The following is a 21,002-nucleotide window of genomic DNA, read 5'->3' as shown; positions in this document are numbered from 1 at the left end:
CCACAAAGGGCAAGTCAGGGTATGAGGTCTGTTCGAATTATTGCGAACGGGCGGGATGATATTGCCTCTTTTCTGCCATGACGAGATTCTGCGGCGCGCACCATGGGACCATTTTCAAAGCTAATTCAGGAATTGACGCAGGTAGTGGAGGGACAGATGTTTCTGGGGTATCGCAATCAATGGCTGTGTGCCAGGGCCGTGGCGGCGGCGATCGTGTTGCTTGTATCGGCGGTCGCGAATGCGCAGGGCAGTATCACCCTTTATGGGCGAGTTGCCGGCGGCGTCGACTATATGAACAAGATCGCCACCGGAAATGGGCAAACCGGCGATTTGCTGCGTTACGGCAGCAATCAGTGGGGGGTAAGCCTGTGGGGGCTCCGGGCCAAGGAGGACCTGGGTGACGGTCTCAGTGCGGTGATGAACCTGGAGAGTGCATTCTCATCGGGTGACGGGCAGGGAGCGGGTCTGGGCCTCTTCAGTCGCTACGCTGTTGTCGGGCTTTCCAGCAACACATACGGAACCCTGTGGCTTGGTCGCGCCATGGGCTTGCCTGACTCGGAGGGCTGGACCGTCGATCCGATGGGTATGCAGGCCATCAGCATTGGCACACTTCAAAATGGCAGAAGTTGGGGGTCCCGTGGTAATGCCATCACCTACACTTCACCGGACTGGGGAGGACTCTCGTTCCGGGCGCAGGCAGGCCTCAATGGTACCGCAGGAAATTTCAACGCTGGCAGGCAGTTAGCTGGTAGTTTGAGCTACGAGAACGGCCCCATTTTGATCAAGGGAATTTACGAAGAAATCCGAGATGCCAAAGGGGAATTTACCAATCTATACACTGCTTCACGCCTTTATGAGGCCGGCGCCGCGTATGTGGTAGGCCACCTGAAACTGTTCGGGGGCTATAGTCTCACTCGCTCCGGCGGCGCAACGGTGGCAGACGCCGACAATCCGATGGCCGCTAACAAGCAGCAACAGTTCTGGCTTGGCGCGAACTACCAAGTATCGCCAGCGCTGACGTTGATTGGTGGTGCATACAGGGCAATCCGGAACAATTCTGCCGGCAACGGAACCCTGCTTGCACTCGGCGCAAACTACTTCTTCTCAAAGCGCACCCTGTTGTATGGGACGGTTGGTACCGTCATGAACGGCGGAAAGGCGGCGTTCTCCGTCGAGGCTGGCAGCAACAGGCCTCTGGCGGGTGCAAGTCAGCAAGGCATCTATACCGGCATCGTGCACCGGTTCTGACTTGCAGGCGTTAGGTGCGATGCACGGGCGCCTGAGCCCGCCGGTCTGGCGGCGCGTCGTCGTTCCCAAGCACTTGACGCTCGGACAGTTGCACCATGTCATCCAGGTCGTCATGGGTTGGGCCGACGAACATCTGCACACATTCAGCATTCGTGGCAGGCGTTACGGCGAAGCGCATGAAGGCGTCCTGCAGTTCTGCACCGTGGCGAATGAACTGCCGCTGACCGCGTTTCATCTCCGCGAACACGAAGGCTTAGCCCCCGGTTTGGCGCGGTCTCCGACGTCAATTGCAAAGAGGCGAAAAGCTGGGCCCTAGAATTCACGAACAGCTCGCACAAGTTGGACGTAACCCGAAGCTCGTGCGCTCGTTCTTTAGGCATCCATCTGTCCGCTACATTTCTGACTTATGAGTAAATGACCGGTTACACTGACCTGCGCGAAGGGGTACTGCGGGGCGAACAGAAGATCGAACCAAGCCTCAAAGGCCTGCGCTGGACGCTGCTCAAGGATCGCGACGGCTTGCCAGCCGCACAGCGTGCCGAACTCGACGTGTTGATCGCCAACGTCACGACCAAACGCACTGCCCGTGCCTGGCTGTATCGCGAGCAAGCGTGAAACCCGCATGACGGCTGGCGCGCTTCCGCCGATCACGAAGGCCGCTTGGCAAACAGCTTGCCGCGCGCGGCGGCCGTGATAGCGGCGACTGCCGGGTGCGTGATGCGACGCTCGACCGAGATCGCGTAGAAAGCAGCGGCATGCCGGCCAGGCAGGCGGGAAAGGCCTTGCGCGCGCGCCGGGCCGTCCGAGCGCCTGGGCCAGACCCTGCTGCGCAAGGTGGGGCGCGGCGTCGAGCCCACCGACGCGGGCCGCCTCGTGATGCGCTATGCCGATGAGATCAGGTCGAGCGGCATGCCCAGCGGCACCACGTGGTACTGCTGCGCGATCTCCTCGGCCAGCACGGCCGGCGCGGCGAAAACGCCTTGGCCTTCGCGGCCGAAGGCCTTGAGCAGCGCGCTGTCGTCGAACTCGGCGGCCACCGGCGGCGCGAGCGCGTGCTGGCGCAGCCAGGCGTCGAGCCGCGGACGTAGTGCCGTGTGCACGGTGGGCAGCAGCACCAGCCCGTGGCCTGGAGCAGCCGGGACGCGGCGAAGAAGGCCACACCCGTGCGCCCCAGCAGATGGGTGTAGACGCGCACGCTCAGGCTGGCGGGCGCGGGCACGTCGGAGACGACCAGGTCCAGTCGATGCACCGCCAGTTCGCCCAGCAGGCCCGTGAGTCCGCCCTCGTGGCACGCCAGCCGGGGCGGCTCGGGCAGAGCCATGGCGGGCTCCAGCACGTGGAAGGTAACGGCCTTGGGCACCGAGTCGGCGATACCCACGCGCAGCACCGCGGTGCGCCGCGCGTCGCGCCCCGTCGCCAGCGCCTCCTGCAGCGAGGCGCCCAGGGCAAAGCTCCAGCTGCTTGATCTGGCCGCTGAGCGTCTGCGGCGTGAGGTGCAGCTGCTCGCTGGCGCGCACAATGCCGCCCGCGCGCAGCACGGTCCAGAAGTAGTGCAGGTGCTTGTAGTTCATGCCTTTCCTCGGCGAAAGAAACTTCGTTTTTTTTGAAGTGTCTTGCGTATTTTTTGATTTTTCTCTGATCGTTGCGTACCTACAGTGCGACCATCGCCACCGCACGATGGAGCACGAACCATGAAATGCTCGCACTGCCCCGCACCCACGCTGGTCATCGCCGAGCGCAGCGGCATCGAGATCGACTACTGCCCGCAATGCCGTGGCGTATGGCTCGGCCGCGGCGAACGGGACAAGCTGGTCGAACGAGCGCAACACGAATACGCACCCACGCACGGCAACATGGGCTTTGAGCGCCTGCCTGCGGACAGGCGCCGCAAGTCCTCGTTGTTCAGTGAACTGTTCGACTGATGTCACCTGGCACTGCTTTCTGAACACGAATCGAGGAACACCCCCATGCGAATCTACCCCCGCAACAGCCCAGAAGTCGGCACGCCACTGGGGCCTAGCGCCGCGCACCATGGCGCAACCGCAATAAGCGGCCGCGCAGTGACCGGCACGATCCGCACCTCTGCTTGCACCTATCGCCATGACTGAATTCCTCCACACCAGCTTCCTGGGCCAGGCCGTCTGGCTGTGGCTGGTCTTTGCCAGCGTGGTGGTGGCGCTGCTCGCCTTCGACCTGGGCGTGCTGCACCGCGACGACCACGAGATCGGCATCCGCGAGAGCCTGTGGCTGTCGGGCGGCTACATCGGCGCCGCCATGCTGTTCGGCGGCTGGCTGTGGTGGCTGCTCGGCGCCCAGAGCGGCCTCGACTACTTCACCGGCTTCATGATCGAGAAATCGCTGTCCATGGACAACGTGTTCGTGATCGCGATGATCTTCTCGTTCTTCGCCATCCCGGGCCAATACCAGCACCGCGTGCTGTTCTGGGGCATCCTGGGCGTGATCGTGCTGCGCGCGCTCATGATCGGCCTGGGCGCGGCGCTAGTCACGCAGTTTTCGTGGGTGCTGTACGTGTTCGGCGCGTTCCTGCTGCTCACCGGCATCAAGATGCTATGGATGACCAACCACACGCCCGACCTGGAGAAGAACCTGCTGCTGCGCTGGCTTCGCGGGCACCTGCGCGTCACGCCCGGGCTGTACGGCAACGCCTTCTTCGTGCGCGCGCCGCACCCCGCCACCGGCCGGTCCGTGACCTGGGTGACGCCGCTGTTCCTCGCGCTGTGCATGGTGGAGTTCGTTGATCTGATCTTCGCCGTCGACTCGGTGCCCGCGATCTTCGCCATCACCACCGACCCGTTCATCGTTTACACGAGCAATATCTTCGCCATCCTGGGCCTGCGCGCGCTGTACTTCGCGCTGGCGGCCATGATCCACCGCTTCGCCTACCTTAAGTACGCGTTGGCGCTGGTGCTGGTGTTCATCGGTGGCAAGATCTTCCTGGTCAACCTCGTGGGCAAGATCCCCTCGCTGCTGAGCCTGGGTATCACGGCCGGCCTGATCGCCGGCGGCGTGCTCGTGTCACTGTGGAAGACGCGCGGCGCGGCATCCCAGAGGCCGGCAGACCAAGCTCCGGATGCCAAGGCCCGTACCCTGGAGCGTTGATCCCCGCCCGCAGCCTTGGCCATGACGAGCCCTGGCTGATTGCGCCGCATGGCGGTCCCATGCGGGCAAAGTCCAAGGGGCTGGCCTGCGGCGGGTCTAGCAGGCATAACCCGGGCAGCAGGTGGGGTGGGCAGCGGCGCAGGCGATCCGCAGCACCAGTTGGTCGTGCAGCCGCAGGTCGTTGCGGAAGCAGAACACCAAGGGGGCGGTGCGCCTGGCCGTGCGAGCGGCGGCAGCGGTCGGAGCAGTACCGCGTCGCAGACGCGCGCACGGCCGCCATGCGCCGTAGTGCCATTCACGGAGCGGGCAGGATCACCTTGTCGATCACATGCAACACGCCGTTGCTGGCGAACACGTCAGTTGCCACGATGCGCGAGGAGCGTCCCCGCTGGTCGGTGATCGTGAGCGCAGGCGTGACCGTGAAAGTGCCGCCCTGGACAGTCTTGATGGGCGTATTTACCGGCACCTCGGCCTTGAGCACGCGGCCGGGCGCGACGTGGTAGGTTAGCACCTGGGTCAGCAGCGGCTTGTTGGCCAGCAGCTGGTCCTTGGTCACGCCCAGCTCGCCCAGCAGCGCGGCGAAGGCTTCGTTGGTGGGGGCGAACACGGTGAACGGACCGGCGCCGTTGAGCGTGTCCACCAGGCCCGCGGCCGTGACCGCCTCGACAAGGATGCTCAGGGAAGGGGTGCCTAGTGCCGTCTGCACCAGGGTCTTGTCCGCCGGCAGCAGCACCTTGTCGATGAGATGAATGACGCCGTTGGACGCGGTGATGTCGGTCTGCACGATCCGGCTGCTGCGGTTGCGGCCATCGGTGATACGCAGCGCGGAATCCACCAGGTCGATCTTGAAGACGCCCCCCTCCAGCGGCGTGATGGCCTTGCCCAGCGGCACCTGCGCCTGCGTGACCTTGGCGCCCAGTACGTGGTACTTGAGCACGGCCGTCAGTAGTGGCTTGTTGGCCAGCAACTGTTCCTTGGTCACCCCCAGCTCGCCCAGCAGCGCGGCAAAGGCGTCGTTGGTGGGGGCAAAAACGGTGTACGGGCCGGGGCCCGACAGGGTGTCGGCCAGCTGCGCGGCCGTCACGGCCTCCCCCAAGATGCTCAGGCGGGTGTCGCTTTTCGCCACCTCAGTGATCGTGCCGGGGTCGTTGTCATCGCCCCCTCCGCAAGCCGCCAGCAGGGCCACCAGCGACAGCACCAAAGCCTTCTTGAACCCGTTTAGCATGTATTGTCTCCTGAACAAAAGATCAATTCACGTCATTGCGCGCAACCAGTGTGTGTGGTGTCCCGTGTCGTTGCCTCCTTGCGATGGGGTGGATTGAAAAAGTGCTCCTTCCGTGGATAAGGCTTACCAGTCCGCGCGCCGCAGCGCGGGCAGTCAGCGCCGCACGAACAGGTTCGGCGGGTCGTGTTCCCAGGCCGCCTGGTGGTCGTACACGCGGGTGCCGTGGTGGGCCATTCCTGCCAGGCAATGCGCTGCTGGCGGCTCCAGCGGGCCACGGACTGCTCGCGCACGTAGCTGTCGCCATTGCCGGTTTCCTCGTGCGAGGCCAGCCGGGCAAAGGGCCGCTGCCCATGCAGCCGTGCAAGCACGTCGGCCACCTCGCCCACGGCGATACATCGGTCTTGGCTCGCTCGAACGCGTGATCGAGCCGCGCCAGCTCGTACCAGCGACTCTGGTAGCGCTGCAGGTCGAACGGCGTGACCGCCGCCACGAGGGGCAGCGGGCTGGTGCTGGCGCAGCCCGCGTGCAGGCCAGTGCCTTCCAGCAGCGCGAGCAGCCCCAGGCGGCCGGACCGGGACCGGCGCTGCAGTGGCGAGGAAAAGACGATTGGGGTGGTGTCCATGGGATGCCCTCCAAGGGCTCAGTGGGTATGGCGCCACTGCGTCACCAGGGACGGCAGCCCCGACAACTGCTGCACGGCGCTGATGCCGTCCAGCGGTTTCTGGTACAGCGCCGTGCATGAGCCGCCCACCCACAGGGCGGTAGTCGCAGGCAGCTGGCCGCGCAACTCGCGTAGGCTGGCCTGCACCACCGCGGCGTTGTGCACATTGCTGAAGCTCAGGGCCACCACGTGGGCGCGGTGGGCCTGTGCGGCCTGAGCCACGTCCCCCACCGGGGTCTGCGTGCCCAGCGAGACGCAGGTGCAGCCCTCGAGCGTTAGCAGCGCCTCGACCATCAGCAGCCCCAGGCTGTGCAGCTCCTGGGGCAGGGTGGTGAGCAGCACCTTGGGTTCCTGCGGAACGGGCAGCGGCGCGAGCGAGGCGATGGCATGGCGCATCACGCCGGTGACCACCTCGGTGAACAGGTGTTCCTCGAACACCTCAAAGCGCCCCTGAGCCCATGCGTCACCCACGGCCGTGGTCAGGGGCGCCACCAGGTCCGTGACGAAGGGCGCCAGTCCCATGCGAAGTTGGGCGTGACTGAGCGCGTGCCGCAGGGTCTGGGGGGCGTGTGCACCAATGGCATCGAGCAGTTCCGCGATTGCCGGGGAAGAGGCGCTGTCGCCGGCATTTGTCCTGGACAAAGCCATGGGCGCGGCGGGAACCGCCTGGGCCAGCAGGGCGTGCAGCGCCGCGCTGTCCAGGCCCACCACCTTGCCGGGGCGCAGGCCCGCATCCAGCAGCCGGCGGATGAGCTTGAGCTGCTGCACCTGGGGCGCGGTGTACAGCCGGTCGCCTGCGGCATCGCGCAGCGGCTGTGGAAAACCGTAGCGCCGTTCCCAGACGCGCAGGGTGTCCTTGGCCAAGCCCGTCTCGCGCTCCACGGCGGCAATCGGCAGGCCGGCATCGCCGCCGGAGGCGGTCAGCGTGCTCATGCCGCGGCCTCCGTGCGGCGGGCCGGCGTCAGGGGCGGAAGGGAGCGGTGGGAGGGGGTCATGGACAAAAAGGGAGTGTTGGCCCTATTTGTCTAGGACAAAAAAATAGTTTTGTCCAGTACGTTACGGCAAAGAATCAGCGCACGGGGGGGCTGCCGCCGGCACCCCGCCGGAGATCGCGTCTGTGCGGTGGCCTCGAGGACCGCATCGCGGAATACGACCAAGCAATCGGCGGAATCGCCCGCACCGACGGCGCTGAGACTGCGCTTAGCCGTCTGGGCCTCGTACCAAGAAGACCACGAAACCGAAGGCACCCAAGCTTGTTTCCGACGAGCTGATTGACCAGTTGCTGGCCCAGGTCGAGAACAAGGAAGCCGAGTCGATTCTCGGCGAATCAGGCCTGTCCGGGCTGCTCAAGAAGCGGTCGGCCGAGCGCATGCTGGCCGCCGAACTGACCCACCATCTGGCTGCTGAGGCCAAGGAAGGCAGGAGCCGCAACCACCGCAACGGCACCAGCCCAAAGACCGTCATCACGCCCAATGGCGAACTGGAACTGGACATTCCACGCGACCGGCAGGCCACCTTCGAGCCGCAGCTGGTGGCGAAGTACCAGCGCCGGCTGCCCGGCTTCGACGACCACGTGATCAGCATGTGGACATTTTCGAATGTTTTGACCTGTTACGACTTATCAATTCTACGCGACAACGGATCAATTCTGCCGAGGCAGCCACCCGCATCATAGCTACAAGCGCGGACACGGCCTGCCTTCGCAGACTCCGCAGCTACAAAGGAGAATTCCATGCACTTCCTCGATGGGGCCCTGCTGCCCGAAAACCAGGAAAAACTTGTCATCACCGCCGCTCCGTATGGCCCGCAATGGGAGCCGGGTGACTTTCCATCCGACATCCCGGTCACGATCGAGGAGCAGGTGCAAAAGGCGGTGGACTGCTACAACGCCGGCGCCACCGTGCTTCATTTCCATGCCCGCGAGGACGATGGTTCGGGCTGCAAGAACCTCGACCGCTTCAACGAGTTGCTATCGCGCCTGAAGCAGGCGGTGCCCGACATGATCATCCAGGTCGGCGGCTCGATCTCGTTCGCACCGGTCGAGGAGGGCGCACCCGCCGAATGGCTGAGCGACGAGACCCGTCACATGCTGGCGCGCCTGAAGCCGACGCCCGAGCAGGTCACCGTGGCCATCAACACCGGCCAGATGAACACGGTGGAGATCATGACCCCTGAGGACTGCGCGGGAACCTCGTTCGAGCGCAAGGCGGTCTACGACGCCTACGAGGAGATGATCGTTCCAGCCGGGCCCGCCTGGTTGCGCGAACACCTCGCCCAACTTGCGGCCAACGGCATTCAGCCGCACTTCCAGATCACCATGAAGTCGGGCCTCGTCACCCTCGAGCGCCTGATCCGGCGTGGCATCTACAAGGGGCCGCTCAATGTGAACTGGGTCGCGCTCAGCGGCGGCTTCGACAACCCGGACCCCTATAGCATGATGGAGTTCATTCGCCTTCTCCCTGATGGCTCGACGCTCACGCTGGAATCGCTGATGCGCGCCACCCTGCCGATCAACACCATGGCCATCGCCATGGGCCTGCATGTGCGCTGCGGCATCGAGGACACGATCTGGGGCCCCACCGGCGAGCCGATGTCCAGCGTGAAGCAGATCGAACAACTGGTGCGCATCTCGCACGAACTGGGTCGGGGCGTCGCGTCGGCCCAGGAGGCGCGCGCAATCTTCAAGATCGGCACGCAGTACCAGACCACCGAGCAGACGCTCGCCGAGTTGCGCTATCCCACCGCACGCCGTCCGATCAGGCCGGCGCTGGCAGAACGCAAGGTGGCAGCATGAAAGACCATCATGAAGTGACCGTTGTTACGGTACCGGGGCTGCGAGAGGAAACGCCGGCGCACTGGCAGACGCTGCTGGCCCACGAACTGCCCAACGTTCGCTCGCTCCCTGCGTTGGGGCGCACCAACATCGACCTGAATGCGCGGGTCGCGGCGATCGATGCCGCCGTACTGGCTGCGCCGGCGCCGGTCATCATCTTGGCGCACAGTGGCGGATGCATTGCGACAGCGCACTGGGCGCGCCGCACCGGCGGCCGGATGATCATCGGCGCCCTGCTGGCGACACCGCCGGACCTCGAGAAGCCTCTGCCGCCTGAGTTCCCTGCGCTGTCGGCTTTCGCCGAAGCAGGCTGGACACCTATGCCGAAGGGGCGGCTACCTTTCCACTGCATCGTGGCGGCGAGCCGCAACGATCCGCTGGGTGAGTTTGCAAGGGTGAAGGACATGGCGTCCGGCTGGGGCGCGGAGCTGGTCGACCTTGGCGAGGTCGGGCATCTGAACCCAGCGTCGGGCTATGGGCCATGGCCCGCAGCACGCGCGCTGATCCGCAGGCTGGCCCAACGCCAAGACGTGTCGGGAGTCCTCGCATGAGCCAAAGCCAAACACCCACTTGTGACGCCTTGCGCGCACAAGGCCACTGGAACCCAGATTGGGACGCCATGGCGTCTCTGGCGCCGGGCTGGACCGAAGAGTTTATGCGCATGGTCAGCATCCCGCTGAACTCCTCCGCGCTCGACTCGCGGACCTTCGAACTGGTCTGCATTGCGATCGACGCGTCTGTGACCCACATGTTCGCGCCCGGCACGCGACGCCACATTCGGCGAGCGCTCGACCTCGGCGTGAGCGCCGACGAGATCATGGCCGTGCTGCAGCTCACCGCAACGCTGGGACTGCATACCATGAGCCTGGCAGCGCCCCTGCTACAGCAGGAACTGCGCGAGCGCCAGGCCACGGCCACCGAGCGGGCATGAACCTCGTTCTCCGCTCTCAGGAGCCTGCCTTGAAAGCCATGAGCAACACCCGCATCGACCAGCAGGGGGAGCCATATGAACTAGCTCCAACAGATTGAACAACTCGCGCGTACCGCCAACGAGTTCGGCCAGTGGCAGGGAAACGCGGGGAGTGTAACGCGGCCTCGTGGAGCGGTTACTGAATTGCCTCACTGCATATTTGAAAGGACAAGATGACTCTGCCTGACAAAATGACACTGAATACTGTACGCCGTAGTCTTGTGCGCGCCGCGGTGGCCGGATTGTTTGCGGCTTCGACGTCGATCGCTATGGGCCAGCCTCTGGGCGATCGCCCGATTCGCATCATTGCCGTTGGCACGCCGGGAGCGACGGCGGATATTCTGGCGCGAGTAGTGGCCGACTCCTTGACCAAGAGTTTGGGGCAGCCCGTCGTCGTGGAATCCAAGCCAGGTGCGGGTGGTGCCGTGGCCATGGAATCCTTTTTGAGAGCGCCCCCAGACGGACACACCTACCTGCTGTCCATTAGCAGTCTGGTTTCGGAGCTACCCTACACGTTCAAGCCTAAGTACGATCCGTTCACAGCGATTCGGCCGCTGGTGGAACTGGGAAGCATGGGCGCGATGCTAGTGGGCAATGTCAACCTGCCACCCAAAAACTTTCAGGAGTTGGTTGCGTATGTGAAGGCCAACAAGGGGAGGGTCAATATCGGCTCGTTCTCGCCGGGAACGATGTCGCACATACTCGGACTCCAATTGAACCAACTGGCGGGGCTCGATATGAATATCATTCAATACAATGGCTCCACTCCCGGATTGGTGGATGTTATGGCGGGGAACATCCAGTTTCAGCTGGATGTGCCATTGACTTCCGTGCCCCTGATCAAAGCGGGAAAACTCAAGCTATTCGCGGTCAGCTCGCCCAGGCGCTCCGAATTGATGCCAGAAGTCCCGACTTTCGCCGAATTGGGCTATGACGCGATGACACGAACCTCCTGGATGGGATTGTGGACGCTCCCTGGTGTGCCGGATGCAATCCAGCAACGCATCCGGAGCGAAGTTTTGAAAGCGTTAAAGACGCCAGAGATAGGCGAACGGCTCTCCTCGCTAGGTCTAAGTGTGAATACCCAAAACCCGCGCACTCCCGACCAATTGTCCATGAGCTTGAGGAAGGATTACAAAACAACGGGCGAAGTGCTGCAAGCAGTTGGCTATAAGAGTCAGTAAGCGTTTCGGCGGGGACCCGTCGTGAGGCGTCGCTCTTTGAGAGGAGGACGCCGTGGACGCCGTGAATCATGGCACCGAACAGCTCTTCACCAGCCCGTCATGATCGCTGGACGGCATTCCTTTTTGCATCTGCCGCGGGGAAGCACATCACTGGGCAGGGATCGGGCGATCAAAGGAGAGCTATTGGGATCGCCCGGCATCATGGGCCGGATAGCACGCCGCCCCTCCGGCTGCCGATCGAAGAGGCACCTTCCTGACACTGCAGTGATGGTTGCCTGTATCACAGGCGCATGAGTGGACGTCCTTGTGAGCGCGTCGTCCGATGGCACCAATATAAAGACCGAGGAGAACAAAGTTGGGCATCAGCTGCAGCAATACCATAGAGTTTGATCGAACATTTCGGCCGGTTCGGCAAGGCAGCATCGGCCTCGCCGCGATGATGAAGAAGGGGGGGCTTGTTGTTCTCATGGTTGGTGCAGGAGGCGGTACGGCGCTGGCTCAGACCAGCGTCACCCTGTACGGCGTAGCCGACGCCAACCTGGAGTTTGCCAACCACGTGGGCGCGGCGCCCGCACCGGCAAATGGCTACAACCCCGGCCCAGGCAATAAGGTCTACCGGATGAACTCTGGCGGCTTGTCCGGCTCGCGTTTTGGCTTGCGAGGTACGGAAGACCTCGGTAGCGGGTTGTCGTCGCTATTCGTGCTGGAAGGCGGCTACAACCAGGACGCTGGCACCTTGCAGCAGGGCGGCCGGCTGTTCGGCCGCTCGGCGTACGTCGGCCTCGCGAGCAAGAACTATGGACAGGTAGCCTTTGGTCGGCAATACACGTCGCTGTTCGACTCGATGTCGAACTTCGTGCCGGCGCTCTACGCCACATCTTATGAGCCGAGCGCTTCGCTGCTGGGACCCAACTATCGTGAAGACAACACGGTCAAGTACAAGGGCGCATTCGGTCCGCTGACCGCAGCGTTGCACTGGTCATTCGGCGTCGGTCTGGCTGTGCCGCAGACCAGCCCGTTGCTGGTTGCCGGTGGCGGTAACGGTGAGGTGCCTGGTCAGTTCCGTCGGGACACCGGTTATGGCGCGGGCCTGTCCTATTCCGCCGGTGGTATCGGCATCTCGGCAGGCTACGACCAGTTCAATCCGACATTTGGCAGCGCCACCGGTACCTTCAAGAACGCTGCCATTGCAGGGAGCTATGCCTTTGGCAATGCCAAAATTATGGGCGGTTATCGGTGGGGTCAGAACCGGGGAGCGAACGGCAGCATGATCAAGCGCGACGACTACTACTGGTTTGGCGGGCAATATCAGTTAACGCCGGCCCTGGGTTTAATCGCGGAGTTTGCCTACGACAATATTAAGAACCTGTTCGGCAACCAATCGATACCCAATCCCTGGCAGATCAATCTCATCGGCACCTACTCATTCTCGAAGCGCACCGATATCTACCTGACGGCGGCTTATTCGAAGAATGCAGGGCTGGGACTGGATTCGCTGGCCAACGGCTTCGCCAACAGCCTTGCGCTGGGCAACAGCTATACCCTCGGCCGGGGCGAGTCCAACATGCTGGGGATCGGGCTAGGCGTGCGTCACAAGTTCTGAGTGCGCCGGGAGATTGGCAACGGAACTAGGTGGTGCGAGTCCAGTACGATGAAGAAAGCGAGCCACATCGGCTCCGAGCCGTGCGCTGGCCACCGTGAGGTGGTCAGCGATGCGTCGGCAAGCGTACGTACGGTCCGACGTAATTCCTGGTGCCGACGCGGTTTAGAACGTGGAAAGCAACATGGAGCAGTGCGCGGCGCGAACGCCTCAAAGACCCGGCGCGGTAGCGTTTGCGCGCTGCGACGCCACCGTGGTGTCCGGGCTAACCCGCCCCTGTCATCAAAGGGAAAGCACAAGACATACAAGGGAAAGCGGCAAGTCGGACCAAGCTTGATGATTCGCCACACAGGTTGTCCCTCCGGCGAACTCGATAGGCAAGCCGCAGGTGCGATTTCATATTCGATAGAAGACAGGAGGCGACAAGGCGAACTTCGTTAGGTTTTACGAGATCGCAACGAAGCCGCCGGCATGATCGAGGCGGCCGCGCCCCCGCGTCACCCGTCTGTCCGTTGACGATCGTGACTTATTCAGGCCATCTGCGTCCGCCGCAGCCGGCCCCCGGCGACCCAAACAGAGGTTGCACCTGCGGATTAGCCGTGCGTCGGCGTTCTGCTCGGAGAGAGTTGGGACGCCGTGTTCCTTCCGCAAGAATTCTGAGTAGCATTTTCGACGGTTAATCAAGCCTTTAAGGGCTCGTTTCTCTGCTGCTGATGCGGCAACGCAGCCGGCAAAGCCGACGAGCGTGACCCGAAAAGGGTGGCTTCTTTAACAACCAAACAATCGATAGTGTGCGAGCTTGATAACGGATGCAAAAGACTTCGGTCTTTAGTTCAAGTTATCAATACTCGCATGGATCGAAAACTGGCGGGGCAGCACGCTTGGACAAGTCTACGCCTCCAGTACGTTCTTGAACTGACGACGTCCAAAGTTTTGCACGAGCCCGATTTCTGCGTCGCGCCAAGATGGCGCTCGTATCCCGCCGGATGAGTGCCTCTACCAGTCCGTGGACAACGCCGGCAAGACCATTGATTTCCTGCTGCGGCCGCGCCGGCAAGCAAATCAGCCGGCTTCCGGTTCGAGTTCGCAATCCAGCGAATTGACGATGCGCGCTACCGCACAATAGAACGCGCCCGTCGCGAGCAGCTCCATCAGGTGCTTCTCTCCGAAGCGCTCCAGCATGGAGTTCATGGTCGCCGCACTCGCGCCGCTGGCATGCGTCAGATCGTCTGCGAGCTGTAGCACCAGGGCTTCGTCCGCGTCGAACAGCGGGCCATCTCGTCCGTCCGGCAATGCGGCGAGCTGCGCCGGCGTGACGCCTTCGGCCCGCGCCATGTGCACGTGGTGTCCGTATTCGTACCTCGATTCGTGCCGCAAGGCGATCTGCACGATCAGCAGCTCGCGCAGCTTGCGCGAGACAGACAGGTCGTTGCGAAGGCCGCGCGAGCAAGGCGCCCAGGCCTTGGCGAGCGCCGGGGACCAGGCCATCATCCGCCAGACGTTCAGCACGGTGCCTTGCTGCTTCATCTTCTCGAAGACGTCCTTCAGTTCCGGGTCCACTGTGTCCGTATCGACCATCCTCATGCGTGCCATGCTCTTGCCTCCATCAGTTTGCAGTTTCCCGCGACAAACCAAATTATGACAATCGGCCGGTTGGCAGCTATTGATCAGCGGTCACATGGACTTGTTCTTTTGTCTCACGCTGGCGCTCCCGACGGGATTGGATGAAGCTGGTGCCGAAGCTGGCCTGGAACCAGTGCGCAAAGGCGCTGGCTGAGGAGAAACCGAGCATCAAGGCTGCGTCTTCCAGCGAATGATCACTGTCGTCGCGCAGCTTTAGCGCCCGCTCTCGACGGACGGAATTCAGCACGGTCTTGAACTGTTCGCCCTCCAGGGTCAGTTGCCGGTGCAGGGTCTGCCGGCTGACGCCCAGGTGCTGCGCCACCTTGTCAACCGTGCAACGGCCGCTGCCCAATAAGGCCGCGATCAGGTGGCGCACGGTTTCCTTGCACCCCAATTTGCGTTGGTTGAGCGCGGAGTCCATGAAGCGACGCGCGAAACTACCCAGCCCTGCCTGCGTCGAGGTCAGCTCACGAGCCATGTCGCTTGCTGCGCAGACGATTCCGTTGAAGGCGCTATTGAACTCGATGCGCTTGCCGAGGAAGGAACGATGAAAGGTCAGATCCGCTGGCGGCCGATGGGTGAAGCAAACCTGACGAGGTTCCCATCTGGGACCCAAAAGGTCGCGCAGCACCTGGAACATCACGCCGACCGTCAGCTCCATCGCCTGGCGCGTCGGGACCGACTTGCCCAATATCAATTCCTCGCGGATGACGACAACCTCATCCTCTTCATCCACTCGGGCCAGCAGCGCGTCACTGAGCACACGGTTGTAGCTCAGTAGTGTCTTGATCGCGCTCAGCGCAGTGTTCTCCTGCTTGATCACGAGGCTGACGGGGCCGAGTTCCCAGATATGGCGGCGGCTGGCTAGCCTGAGGCCGAACGCCTCCATGTCCGAGGCTTGCGCACAGTGGTTCAGTAAGCGGCATACCGCCTCCATGCCGATCAGGGCCTCGCTGTCGTCGAGACACCGGCGCGGCAGGCCCGCCTTGCGCATCATCGCCAAGGGGTCAAGTCCAGCCGACTGCGCGAGGTCGGCGAAGCCCGTCAGGCTGGCACTTCGGATGAGATGGGTCACCTGGGTAGTGGACATTTTCGAATGTTTTGACCTGTTACGACTTATCAATTCTACGCGACAACGGATCAATTCTTCCGAGGCGGCCACCCGCATCATAGCTACAAGCGCGGACACGGCCTGCCTTCGCAGACTCCGCAGCTACAAAGGAGAATTCCATGCACTTCCTCGATGGGGCCCTGCTGCCCGAAAACCAGGAAAAACTTGTCATCACCGCCGCTCCGTATGGCCCGCAATGGGAGCCGGGTGACTTTCCATCCGACATCCCGGTCACGATCGAGGAGCAGGTGCAAAAGGCGGTGGACTGCTACAACGCCGGCGCCACCGTGCTTCATTTCCATGCCCGCGAGGACGATGGTTCGGGCTGCAAGAACCTCGACCGCTTCAACGAGTTGCTATCGCGCCTGAAGCAGGCGGTGCCCGACATGATCATCCAGGTCGGCGGCTCGATCTCGTTCGCACCGGTCGAGGAGGGCGCACCCGCCGAATGGCTGAGCGACGAGACCCGTCACATGCTGGCGCGCCTGAAGCCGACGCCCGAGCAGGTCACCGTGGCCATCAACACCGGCCAGATGAACACGGTGGAGATCATGACCCCTGAGGACTGCGCGGGAACCTCGTTCGAGCGCAAGGCGGTCTACGACGCCTACGAGGAGATGATCGTTCCAGCCGGGCCCGCCTGGTTGCGCGAACACCTCGCCCAACTTGCGGCCAACGGCATTCAGCCGCACTTCCAGATCACCATGAAGTCGGGCCTCGTCACCCTCGAGCGCCTGATCCGGCGTGGCATCTACAAGGGGCCGCTCAATGTGAACTGGGTCGCGCTCAGCGGCGGCTTCGACAACCCGGACCCCTATAGCATGATGGAGTTCATTCGCCTTCTCCCTGATGGCTCGACGCTCACGCTGGAATCGCTGATGCGCGCCACCCTGCCGATCAACACCATGGCCATCGCCATGGGCCTGCATGTGCGCTGCGGCATCGAGGACACGATCTGGGGCCCCACCGGCGAGCCGATGTCCAGCGTGAAGCAGATCGAACAACTGGTGCGCATCTCGCACGAACTGGGTCGGGGCGTCGCGTCGGCCCAGGAGGCGCGCGCAATCTTCAAGATCGGCACGCAGTACCAGACCACCGAGCAGACGCTCGCCGAGTTGCGCTATCCCACCGCACGCCGTCCGATCAGGCCGGCGCTGGCAGAACGCAAGGTGGCGCGATGAGCGACGCACAACGGTCCGCAGCGCCCACACTGCTGCAAGGTCCAGGTCTGTGTGACGAGGCACCGGACCACTGATCAGCCTGCAGCGAATGAACTGATCCGCGAACTGGCGCAGGACGCGTCGATGCCTATCGTCCGCAGAACACCCCGTCGTGTGAAAAATAGAATCGAGGAGATATCCATGAAAGCTGCTAGCCTTGCGTCTTGTCGTTTCGCGCTCGGCGCGTTGTTGCTGGCCTGCTCATCGCTGGCACAGGCCTGGCCCGATCGAGCCATCAAGATCATCGTCCCCGCGCCTGCTGGCGGGAATATGGACGGGCCGGCTCGCATCTTTGCCAGCTATTTGTCCAAGGAAGTTGGCCAACCTGTCATTGTTGAAAACAAGGCGGGCGCGGGGGGCTCCATTGGAGTGCAGGCCATGCTAAACGCGCCTGCCGACGGCCACGTCATTCTGTACACCAGCTCGAACGTGCTGACCGAAATACCGCACGTCATGAAGCCCCCCTATGACCCGATGAAGGACGTGCGGCCGGTGGCGGCGCTCACCCAGTACCGCTACGTGCTGGTCGTTGCGCAGGACTACCCAGCGAATGACCTGGCCGGCATGGTGCGGCAGCTCAAGGCCGCGCCGGACAAGAGCAGCTTTGCATCACCGAGTCCTGGAACGATCGCGCAGCGCGGGGGTGAGATGCTCAATCTCAAACTCGGCGTGAACATGCAACACGTTCCGTATTCGGGTACTCCTCCAGCGCTGCTCGCGGTGATGTCCAATCAGGTCACGATGGTTCTGGACAGCGTCGTGACCTCGGGACCCCATCTGCAGAGCAGCAAAATCAAGGCGCTGGCCATCGCGGGCACCACTCGCTACCCCGGCATGCCGCAGGTTCCGACCTTCGCTGAACAGGGTTTTCCGGAGTTCAATGATTTCAGCAGCTGGCAGGGCATCGCGGTATCTCCCAAGGTACCAGCCGCCGTTGTCGAAAAGCTCTACGCCGTCACGCGCCACATCGCCGGTCTGGCGCCGTTCCGCGACCAGGTCGCAAAGCTGAGATTCGAGCCGATCACGCCCGAATCGCCGCAGCAATTCGCGCAGCGTCTGCAGTCGGACTACGACCACTTTGACGCACTGAACCGCAAGTTGACCCTGAAGCAGTAAGACCTCACGAAACCTTGATGGAAATGATTCAGCTATGAAAGCAGCCATGATTATCTCGGGCCCGCAAGGCGGCCATCTGGAAATCCGGGAGATTCCCCGCCCGACGCCCGGTCCCGGCCAAGTGGTGGTGCAGGTGATGGCCTCGGGCCTGAACCGGGGCGAATTGGTCCGGGTGGGTGAGGCGAAAAGCGGCGGCCCGATACTGGCCGGCATCGAGTTCGCCGGCATTGTCAGCCAGGTCGGACCCGATGTGCGCGGCGTGCGTGAAGGCGACCGCGTGACCGGCCACGGCTGGGGCGGCCAGTCCGAGTATGTGCTGGCCGAGGCGCGCGCGCTGATCCCGATCCCGGCCACGCTGTCCTGGGTCGAGGCGGCCGCATTCCCCAATGTGTTCATCAGTACACACGACGCGCTGGTCACTAATGGCGAGTTCCGTGCCGGCCAATCTGTGCTCGTGAATGCCGCCACAGGTGGCATGGGACTGGCAGCCGTCCAATTGGCCGCCCAACTCGGCGCCAGCCAGGTCATCGCCACCTCGCGCTCGGCGGCCAAGCTCGCGCGGCTGCGTGAATACGGTGCGACTCACACCATCGATACCTCGCAGCAGGACACCGTGCAGGCCGTGAAAGACATCACCGACGGCCGCGGCGTGGACGTGATCATCGACTCACTGGGCGGCGCGGTGTTCGACACCAACCTGAAATGCCTGGCCGTGCGCGGCCGGCTAGTCATCATTGCGCGGATGAGCGGCGTCGATACCGCCCAGGTCGACATCAAGCACATGTGGGTCAATCGCCTGAAGGTTGTCGGGACCACCTTCCGCACCCGTACCGAGGAAGAACGGCTCGCCTTGATCGAAGCGTGCGCGCGCGATGTGCTGCCACTGCTGCGCGAGGGTCGCCTCAAGATGCCGGTCGACCGCCTGTTCGCACTCGACGACATTGCACAGGCCCACGCCTACATGGCAACCAACCAGCATTTCGGAAAGATCATCGTGGCCGTCCACAAAAGCGTGATGGCGGCCGCCGTGCCAATCACCGTGTCGCAGACTGCGACGAAGGAGCTTGCATGAACATTAAGATCACACCACTCACCGGCTCGATTGGTGCCTCGGTCGAAGGCATTTCGCTCTCGGAGCCCTTGTCCAGCGAAATGCTCGAGCAACTGGGCAAGGCATTCCTGCAGCACTGCGTGCTAGTGTTTCGCGACCAGTCGCTCAAGCCGGCGGCTCAGCTGGATTTCATCCGACACTGGGGCGAGCCGGTTGTTCCGGCCCTGCTGTCCAGGCTGCGGCTCGATGAGTATCCCGAAGTGGTCCAGATCCGAACGGCGCCGAAGGAGCTTATTTCGACCGAGGCCTGGCATTACGATGCGCCGCACACGCCCGTGCCGCCCAAGATCACCATGCTCAGCGCGCAGGTGGTACCGGTGGGTGGTGACACGATGTGGTGCAACCAATATCTCGCCTACGAGAGGCTGACTCCCGTCATGCAACGCATGCTGCAAGGCCTGCGCGTCCAGTTCCGTGCCGTGCGGCTGGCCCGCTCCCAAGGCGTGTGCGAGTCCGATGCGCCCTCAGCAGTGCACCCGATGGTGCGCACGCATCCGGAGACCGGCCGCAAGGCGCTCTACATCGGGCATCCGGACAATGTGATGGGCATCGAGGGTATGACCGAGGCCGAAGCGCGGCCCTTGCTGAACTTCCTGTATGAGCACAGCACGCAGCCGGACAACGTTTACCGCCATATGTGGCGCGTCGGCGATGCGCTGATGTGGGATAACCGGTGCACCATGCACTATGCGGTCCACGACTACGGCAACCAGGAACGCCTCTTGAACCGAGTCACCCTGAAGGGCGAAGTGCCCACTTGAAAAAGGGCGCTTTCCTGGCGGCGGGGCTGCTTTGGGGCGGCAACGCTCAAAGCGGCCGGTTTCACCTCTCTCGAGGCCGAGTCGACCGCGTGGATGGCATCCGGGACGCCATGCATCCACCGGCCGTCCTGCTTGACGCTATATGAACGCCGCCCGGCATTTGGATGGTGTACAAGAGTCGAGGGACTTTGGGCAGCCCACGAGTCTCGCGCGTGCGCCGCCCGACGGGGCTGCGCAGCCGGGTTACGGGCCTTGTAGGAGCCGCGCGTAAACCGCCTTGACGCTGCCGGCAGGAGGCGTAGAATCTGCAGGGTCGGGTGCCGCAAGGTTCCCGATAATGGTTGTGAACCTTCTTCTTGAAGGCCTTCTGGACGGCGGTTCGATTCCGCCCAGGTCCACCAGAAGCACATTGCACGGGTAGTGCGCTTCTGATGGGCCTGACCTGGTTTCGACAGGGGGAGATAGGGTCGTGAGGCAACTCGTCAGAGAAGACGTTAAAACTAAATCGAAGTAAATGCTAACGACGAAAAGTTCGCATTGGCCGCCTAACAGCCGCCTTGGGTTGTAACTGACCTCGAAACAGAAAAGTTACTGACAAGGGCTCCTTCGGGGGCCCTTGTTCATTTGAAGGCTTGGCATCGATGGCAGCAGCGAATACTCGGAAATGCTCGATCACGACGGCAAATGACAGCTCCTCCTGGCGTGCCTCAATGACCCCGCCCGCCTACTTCTCTATGCTGGCGAAAACAGTCCCTACAGCGGCCCAAGCTATAAAACCGTGAAGCCCCGTCCAAGGGTGTGACGTAAAAGTCTAGACATTATGCCGGGTATGTGTCGCCGAACGGTCGGTGGTGCCACCGACCTGGTCGCCGGCGAGAAGTCTTGGTCATCGGAGGGGCAGGGGGGTGCGGCAAGTCATGGATCTCCCCCTCTGGCCGTCGTCTCTTCGCGACCCAAAACAGCCGGCCGTCGTTGACGTTCGCCATGGCCGCTTGCGAGAGATACAACGGACGTTCTCCATCCTGTGCAACTTCGGCAGGTTCACCCCTAGTGTCCTGCGTCAGAGATTCGCAGACATCGCCTGACGCTGGCGAGGATGTCGTCGGCGGACTTCGTCCACACGAAAGGCGTGGGGTTGGCGTTCTTCTCGTCAACGCACAACACCATGGCTTTGAGCGGTGGGTCGAGGTACAACCCCACGATATCGCGCACCTTCTCC

General features: G+C 62.9%; 18 protein-coding genes, 1 other RNA gene and 6 pseudogenes. 17 read left to right on the top strand and 8 right to left on the bottom strand.

What is annotated here, in order from left to right; all coding sequences use genetic code 11:
* Positions 1-156: 156 nt before the first annotated feature.
* From J8I34_RS25200 to J8I34_RS25185, 4 genes and pseudogenes are all read left to right on the top strand, one after another.
* Complete coding sequence (locus J8I34_RS25200) at positions 157-1,248, top strand: porin (RefSeq protein WP_209807259.1); 1,092 nt, start codon at positions 157-159, stop codon at positions 1,246-1,248.
* 19 nt (positions 1,249-1,267) lie between these two features.
* A complete protein-coding gene (locus tag J8I34_RS25195) occupies positions 1,268-1,564 on the top strand; it encodes an IS1096 element passenger TnpR family protein (RefSeq protein ID WP_245176117.1) in 297 nt (98 codons plus the stop codon).
* Positions 1,527-1,658 (top strand): annotated as a pseudogene (locus J8I34_RS25190) (IS630 family transposase); the annotation flags it as partial. The gene J8I34_RS25195 and the pseudogene J8I34_RS25190, both read left to right, overlap by 38 nt.
* A gap of 40 nt (positions 1,659-1,698) precedes the next feature.
* Positions 1,699-1,857, top strand: a pseudogene (locus J8I34_RS25185) (ISL3 family transposase); the annotation flags it as partial.
* Between the two features lie 38 nt (positions 1,858-1,895).
* Here J8I34_RS25185 and J8I34_RS34845 read toward each other — a convergent pair.
* From J8I34_RS34845 to J8I34_RS35745, 3 genes and pseudogenes are all read right to left on the bottom strand, one after another.
* Positions 1,896-1,994, bottom strand: a pseudogene (locus tag J8I34_RS34845) (LysR family transcriptional regulator); the annotation flags it as partial.
* Between the two features lie 135 nt (positions 1,995-2,129).
* Positions 2,130-2,363 carry a LysR substrate-binding domain-containing protein gene (locus J8I34_RS34840; RefSeq protein ID WP_348635808.1) on the bottom strand — a complete coding sequence of 78 codons (234 nt, stop codon included), beginning with the start codon at positions 2,361-2,363 and terminating at the stop codon, positions 2,130-2,132.
* Between the two features lie 387 nt (positions 2,364-2,750).
* Positions 2,751-2,819 (bottom strand): annotated as a pseudogene (locus J8I34_RS35745) (hypothetical protein); the annotation flags it as partial.
* 120 nt (positions 2,820-2,939) lie between these two features.
* Here J8I34_RS35745 and J8I34_RS35520 point away from each other — a divergent pair.
* Both J8I34_RS35520 and J8I34_RS25170 read left to right on the top strand, forming a co-directional pair.
* Positions 2,940-3,170 carry a TFIIB-type zinc ribbon-containing protein gene (locus J8I34_RS35520; protein WP_209776720.1) on the top strand — a complete coding sequence of 77 codons (231 nt, stop codon included), beginning with the start codon at positions 2,940-2,942 and terminating at the stop codon, positions 3,168-3,170.
* A gap of 178 nt (positions 3,171-3,348) precedes the next feature.
* Entirely contained in the window at positions 3,349-4,368 is a 1,020-nt protein-coding gene (locus tag J8I34_RS25170) for a TerC family protein (RefSeq protein ID WP_209807239.1), read from the top strand.
* Positions 4,369-4,663: 295 nt separating this feature from the next.
* Here the strand turns inward: J8I34_RS25170 and J8I34_RS25165 are convergent, their stop codons facing one another.
* From J8I34_RS25165 to J8I34_RS25155, 3 genes and pseudogenes are all read right to left on the bottom strand, one after another.
* The gene (locus J8I34_RS25165; protein WP_209807238.1) at positions 4,664-5,593 is read right to left on the bottom strand and encodes a fasciclin domain-containing protein; all 930 of its coding nucleotides are present in this window, start codon (positions 5,591-5,593) and stop codon (positions 4,664-4,666) included.
* Positions 5,594-5,981: 388 nt separating this feature from the next.
* Positions 5,982-6,215 (bottom strand): annotated as a pseudogene (locus J8I34_RS25160) (lipocalin family protein); the annotation flags it as partial.
* Positions 6,216-6,233: 18 nt separating this feature from the next.
* Positions 6,234-7,187, bottom strand: coding sequence for a MerR family transcriptional regulator (locus J8I34_RS25155; protein WP_209776711.1), 954 nt, complete (start codon positions 7,185-7,187; stop codon positions 6,234-6,236).
* Positions 7,188-7,521: 334 nt separating this feature from the next.
* Here J8I34_RS25155 and J8I34_RS25150 point away from each other — a divergent pair.
* From J8I34_RS25150 to J8I34_RS25125, 6 genes and pseudogenes are all read left to right on the top strand, one after another.
* A pseudogene (locus J8I34_RS25150) lies at positions 7,522-7,842 on the top strand (transposase); the annotation flags it as partial.
* Between the two features lie 144 nt (positions 7,843-7,986).
* Positions 7,987-9,048 (top strand): beta-keto acid cleavage family enzyme, encoded by a 1,062-nt coding sequence (locus J8I34_RS25145; protein WP_209807237.1) that lies wholly within the window; start codon positions 7,987-7,989, stop codon positions 9,046-9,048.
* Positions 9,045-9,638, top strand: coding sequence for an RBBP9/YdeN family alpha/beta hydrolase (locus J8I34_RS25140; protein WP_209776705.1), 594 nt, complete (start codon positions 9,045-9,047; stop codon positions 9,636-9,638). Before J8I34_RS25145 ends, J8I34_RS25140 begins: the two co-directional genes overlap by 4 nt.
* Positions 9,635-10,018: a carboxymuconolactone decarboxylase family protein gene (locus J8I34_RS25135; RefSeq protein ID WP_209776702.1), complete on the top strand. Its 384-nt coding sequence runs from the start codon at positions 9,635-9,637 to the stop codon at positions 10,016-10,018. Before J8I34_RS25140 ends, J8I34_RS25135 begins: the two co-directional genes overlap by 4 nt.
* Before the next feature lie 212 nt (positions 10,019-10,230).
* Complete coding sequence (locus J8I34_RS25130; protein ID WP_209807236.1) at positions 10,231-11,241, top strand: Bug family tripartite tricarboxylate transporter substrate binding protein; 1,011 nt, start codon at positions 10,231-10,233, stop codon at positions 11,239-11,241.
* A gap of 439 nt (positions 11,242-11,680) precedes the next feature.
* Entirely contained in the window at positions 11,681-12,844 is a 1,164-nt protein-coding gene (locus J8I34_RS25125; RefSeq protein ID WP_209776766.1) for a porin, read from the top strand.
* A 1,059-nt stretch (positions 12,845-13,903) separates the two neighbouring features.
* Here the strand turns inward: J8I34_RS25125 and J8I34_RS25120 are convergent.
* A complete protein-coding gene (locus J8I34_RS25120; protein ID WP_209807235.1) occupies positions 13,904-14,401 on the bottom strand; it encodes a carboxymuconolactone decarboxylase family protein in 498 nt (165 codons plus the stop codon).
* Between the two features lie 100 nt (positions 14,402-14,501).
* The gene (locus J8I34_RS25115; RefSeq protein ID WP_051320760.1) at positions 14,502-15,554 is read right to left on the bottom strand and encodes an AraC family transcriptional regulator; all 1,053 of its coding nucleotides are present in this window, start codon (positions 15,552-15,554) and stop codon (positions 14,502-14,504) included.
* 140 nt (positions 15,555-15,694) lie between these two features.
* Here J8I34_RS25115 and J8I34_RS25110 point away from each other — a divergent pair, with 140 nt between their 5' ends.
* The 5 genes from J8I34_RS25110 to ssrA all read left to right on the top strand — a co-directional run bounded on the left by J8I34_RS25110 (position 15,695) and on the right by ssrA (position 20,406).
* Positions 15,695-16,756, top strand: a complete 1,062-nt coding sequence (locus J8I34_RS25110; RefSeq protein WP_209807234.1) for a beta-keto acid cleavage family enzyme — start codon at positions 15,695-15,697, stop codon at positions 16,754-16,756.
* A 180-nt stretch (positions 16,757-16,936) separates the two neighbouring features.
* Positions 16,937-17,911 carry a Bug family tripartite tricarboxylate transporter substrate binding protein gene (locus tag J8I34_RS25105; RefSeq protein WP_209807233.1) on the top strand — a complete coding sequence of 325 codons (975 nt, stop codon included), beginning with the start codon at positions 16,937-16,939 and terminating at the stop codon, positions 17,909-17,911.
* 34 nt (positions 17,912-17,945) lie between these two features.
* A complete protein-coding gene (locus J8I34_RS25100) occupies positions 17,946-18,983 on the top strand; it encodes a zinc-binding dehydrogenase (protein ID WP_209807232.1) in 1,038 nt (345 codons plus the stop codon).
* Positions 18,980-19,783: a TauD/TfdA dioxygenase family protein gene (locus J8I34_RS25095; RefSeq protein WP_209807231.1), complete on the top strand. Its 804-nt coding sequence runs from the start codon at positions 18,980-18,982 to the stop codon at positions 19,781-19,783. The genes J8I34_RS25100 and J8I34_RS25095 overlap by 4 nt, the downstream gene beginning before the upstream one ends.
* Positions 19,784-20,046: 263 nt before the next feature.
* Positions 20,047-20,406: a transfer-messenger RNA gene (ssrA, locus tag J8I34_RS25090) on the top strand.
* Positions 20,407-21,002: the final 596 nt, after the last annotated feature.

Source organism: Cupriavidus phytohabitans, assembly GCF_017815025.1.
In the GTDB taxonomy this organism is placed as follows: Bacteria; Pseudomonadota; Gammaproteobacteria; order Burkholderiales; family Burkholderiaceae; genus Cupriavidus.
The sequence above is the reverse complement of the archived record's forward strand: the minus strand, read 5'-3'. Positions and strand labels throughout refer to the sequence as shown.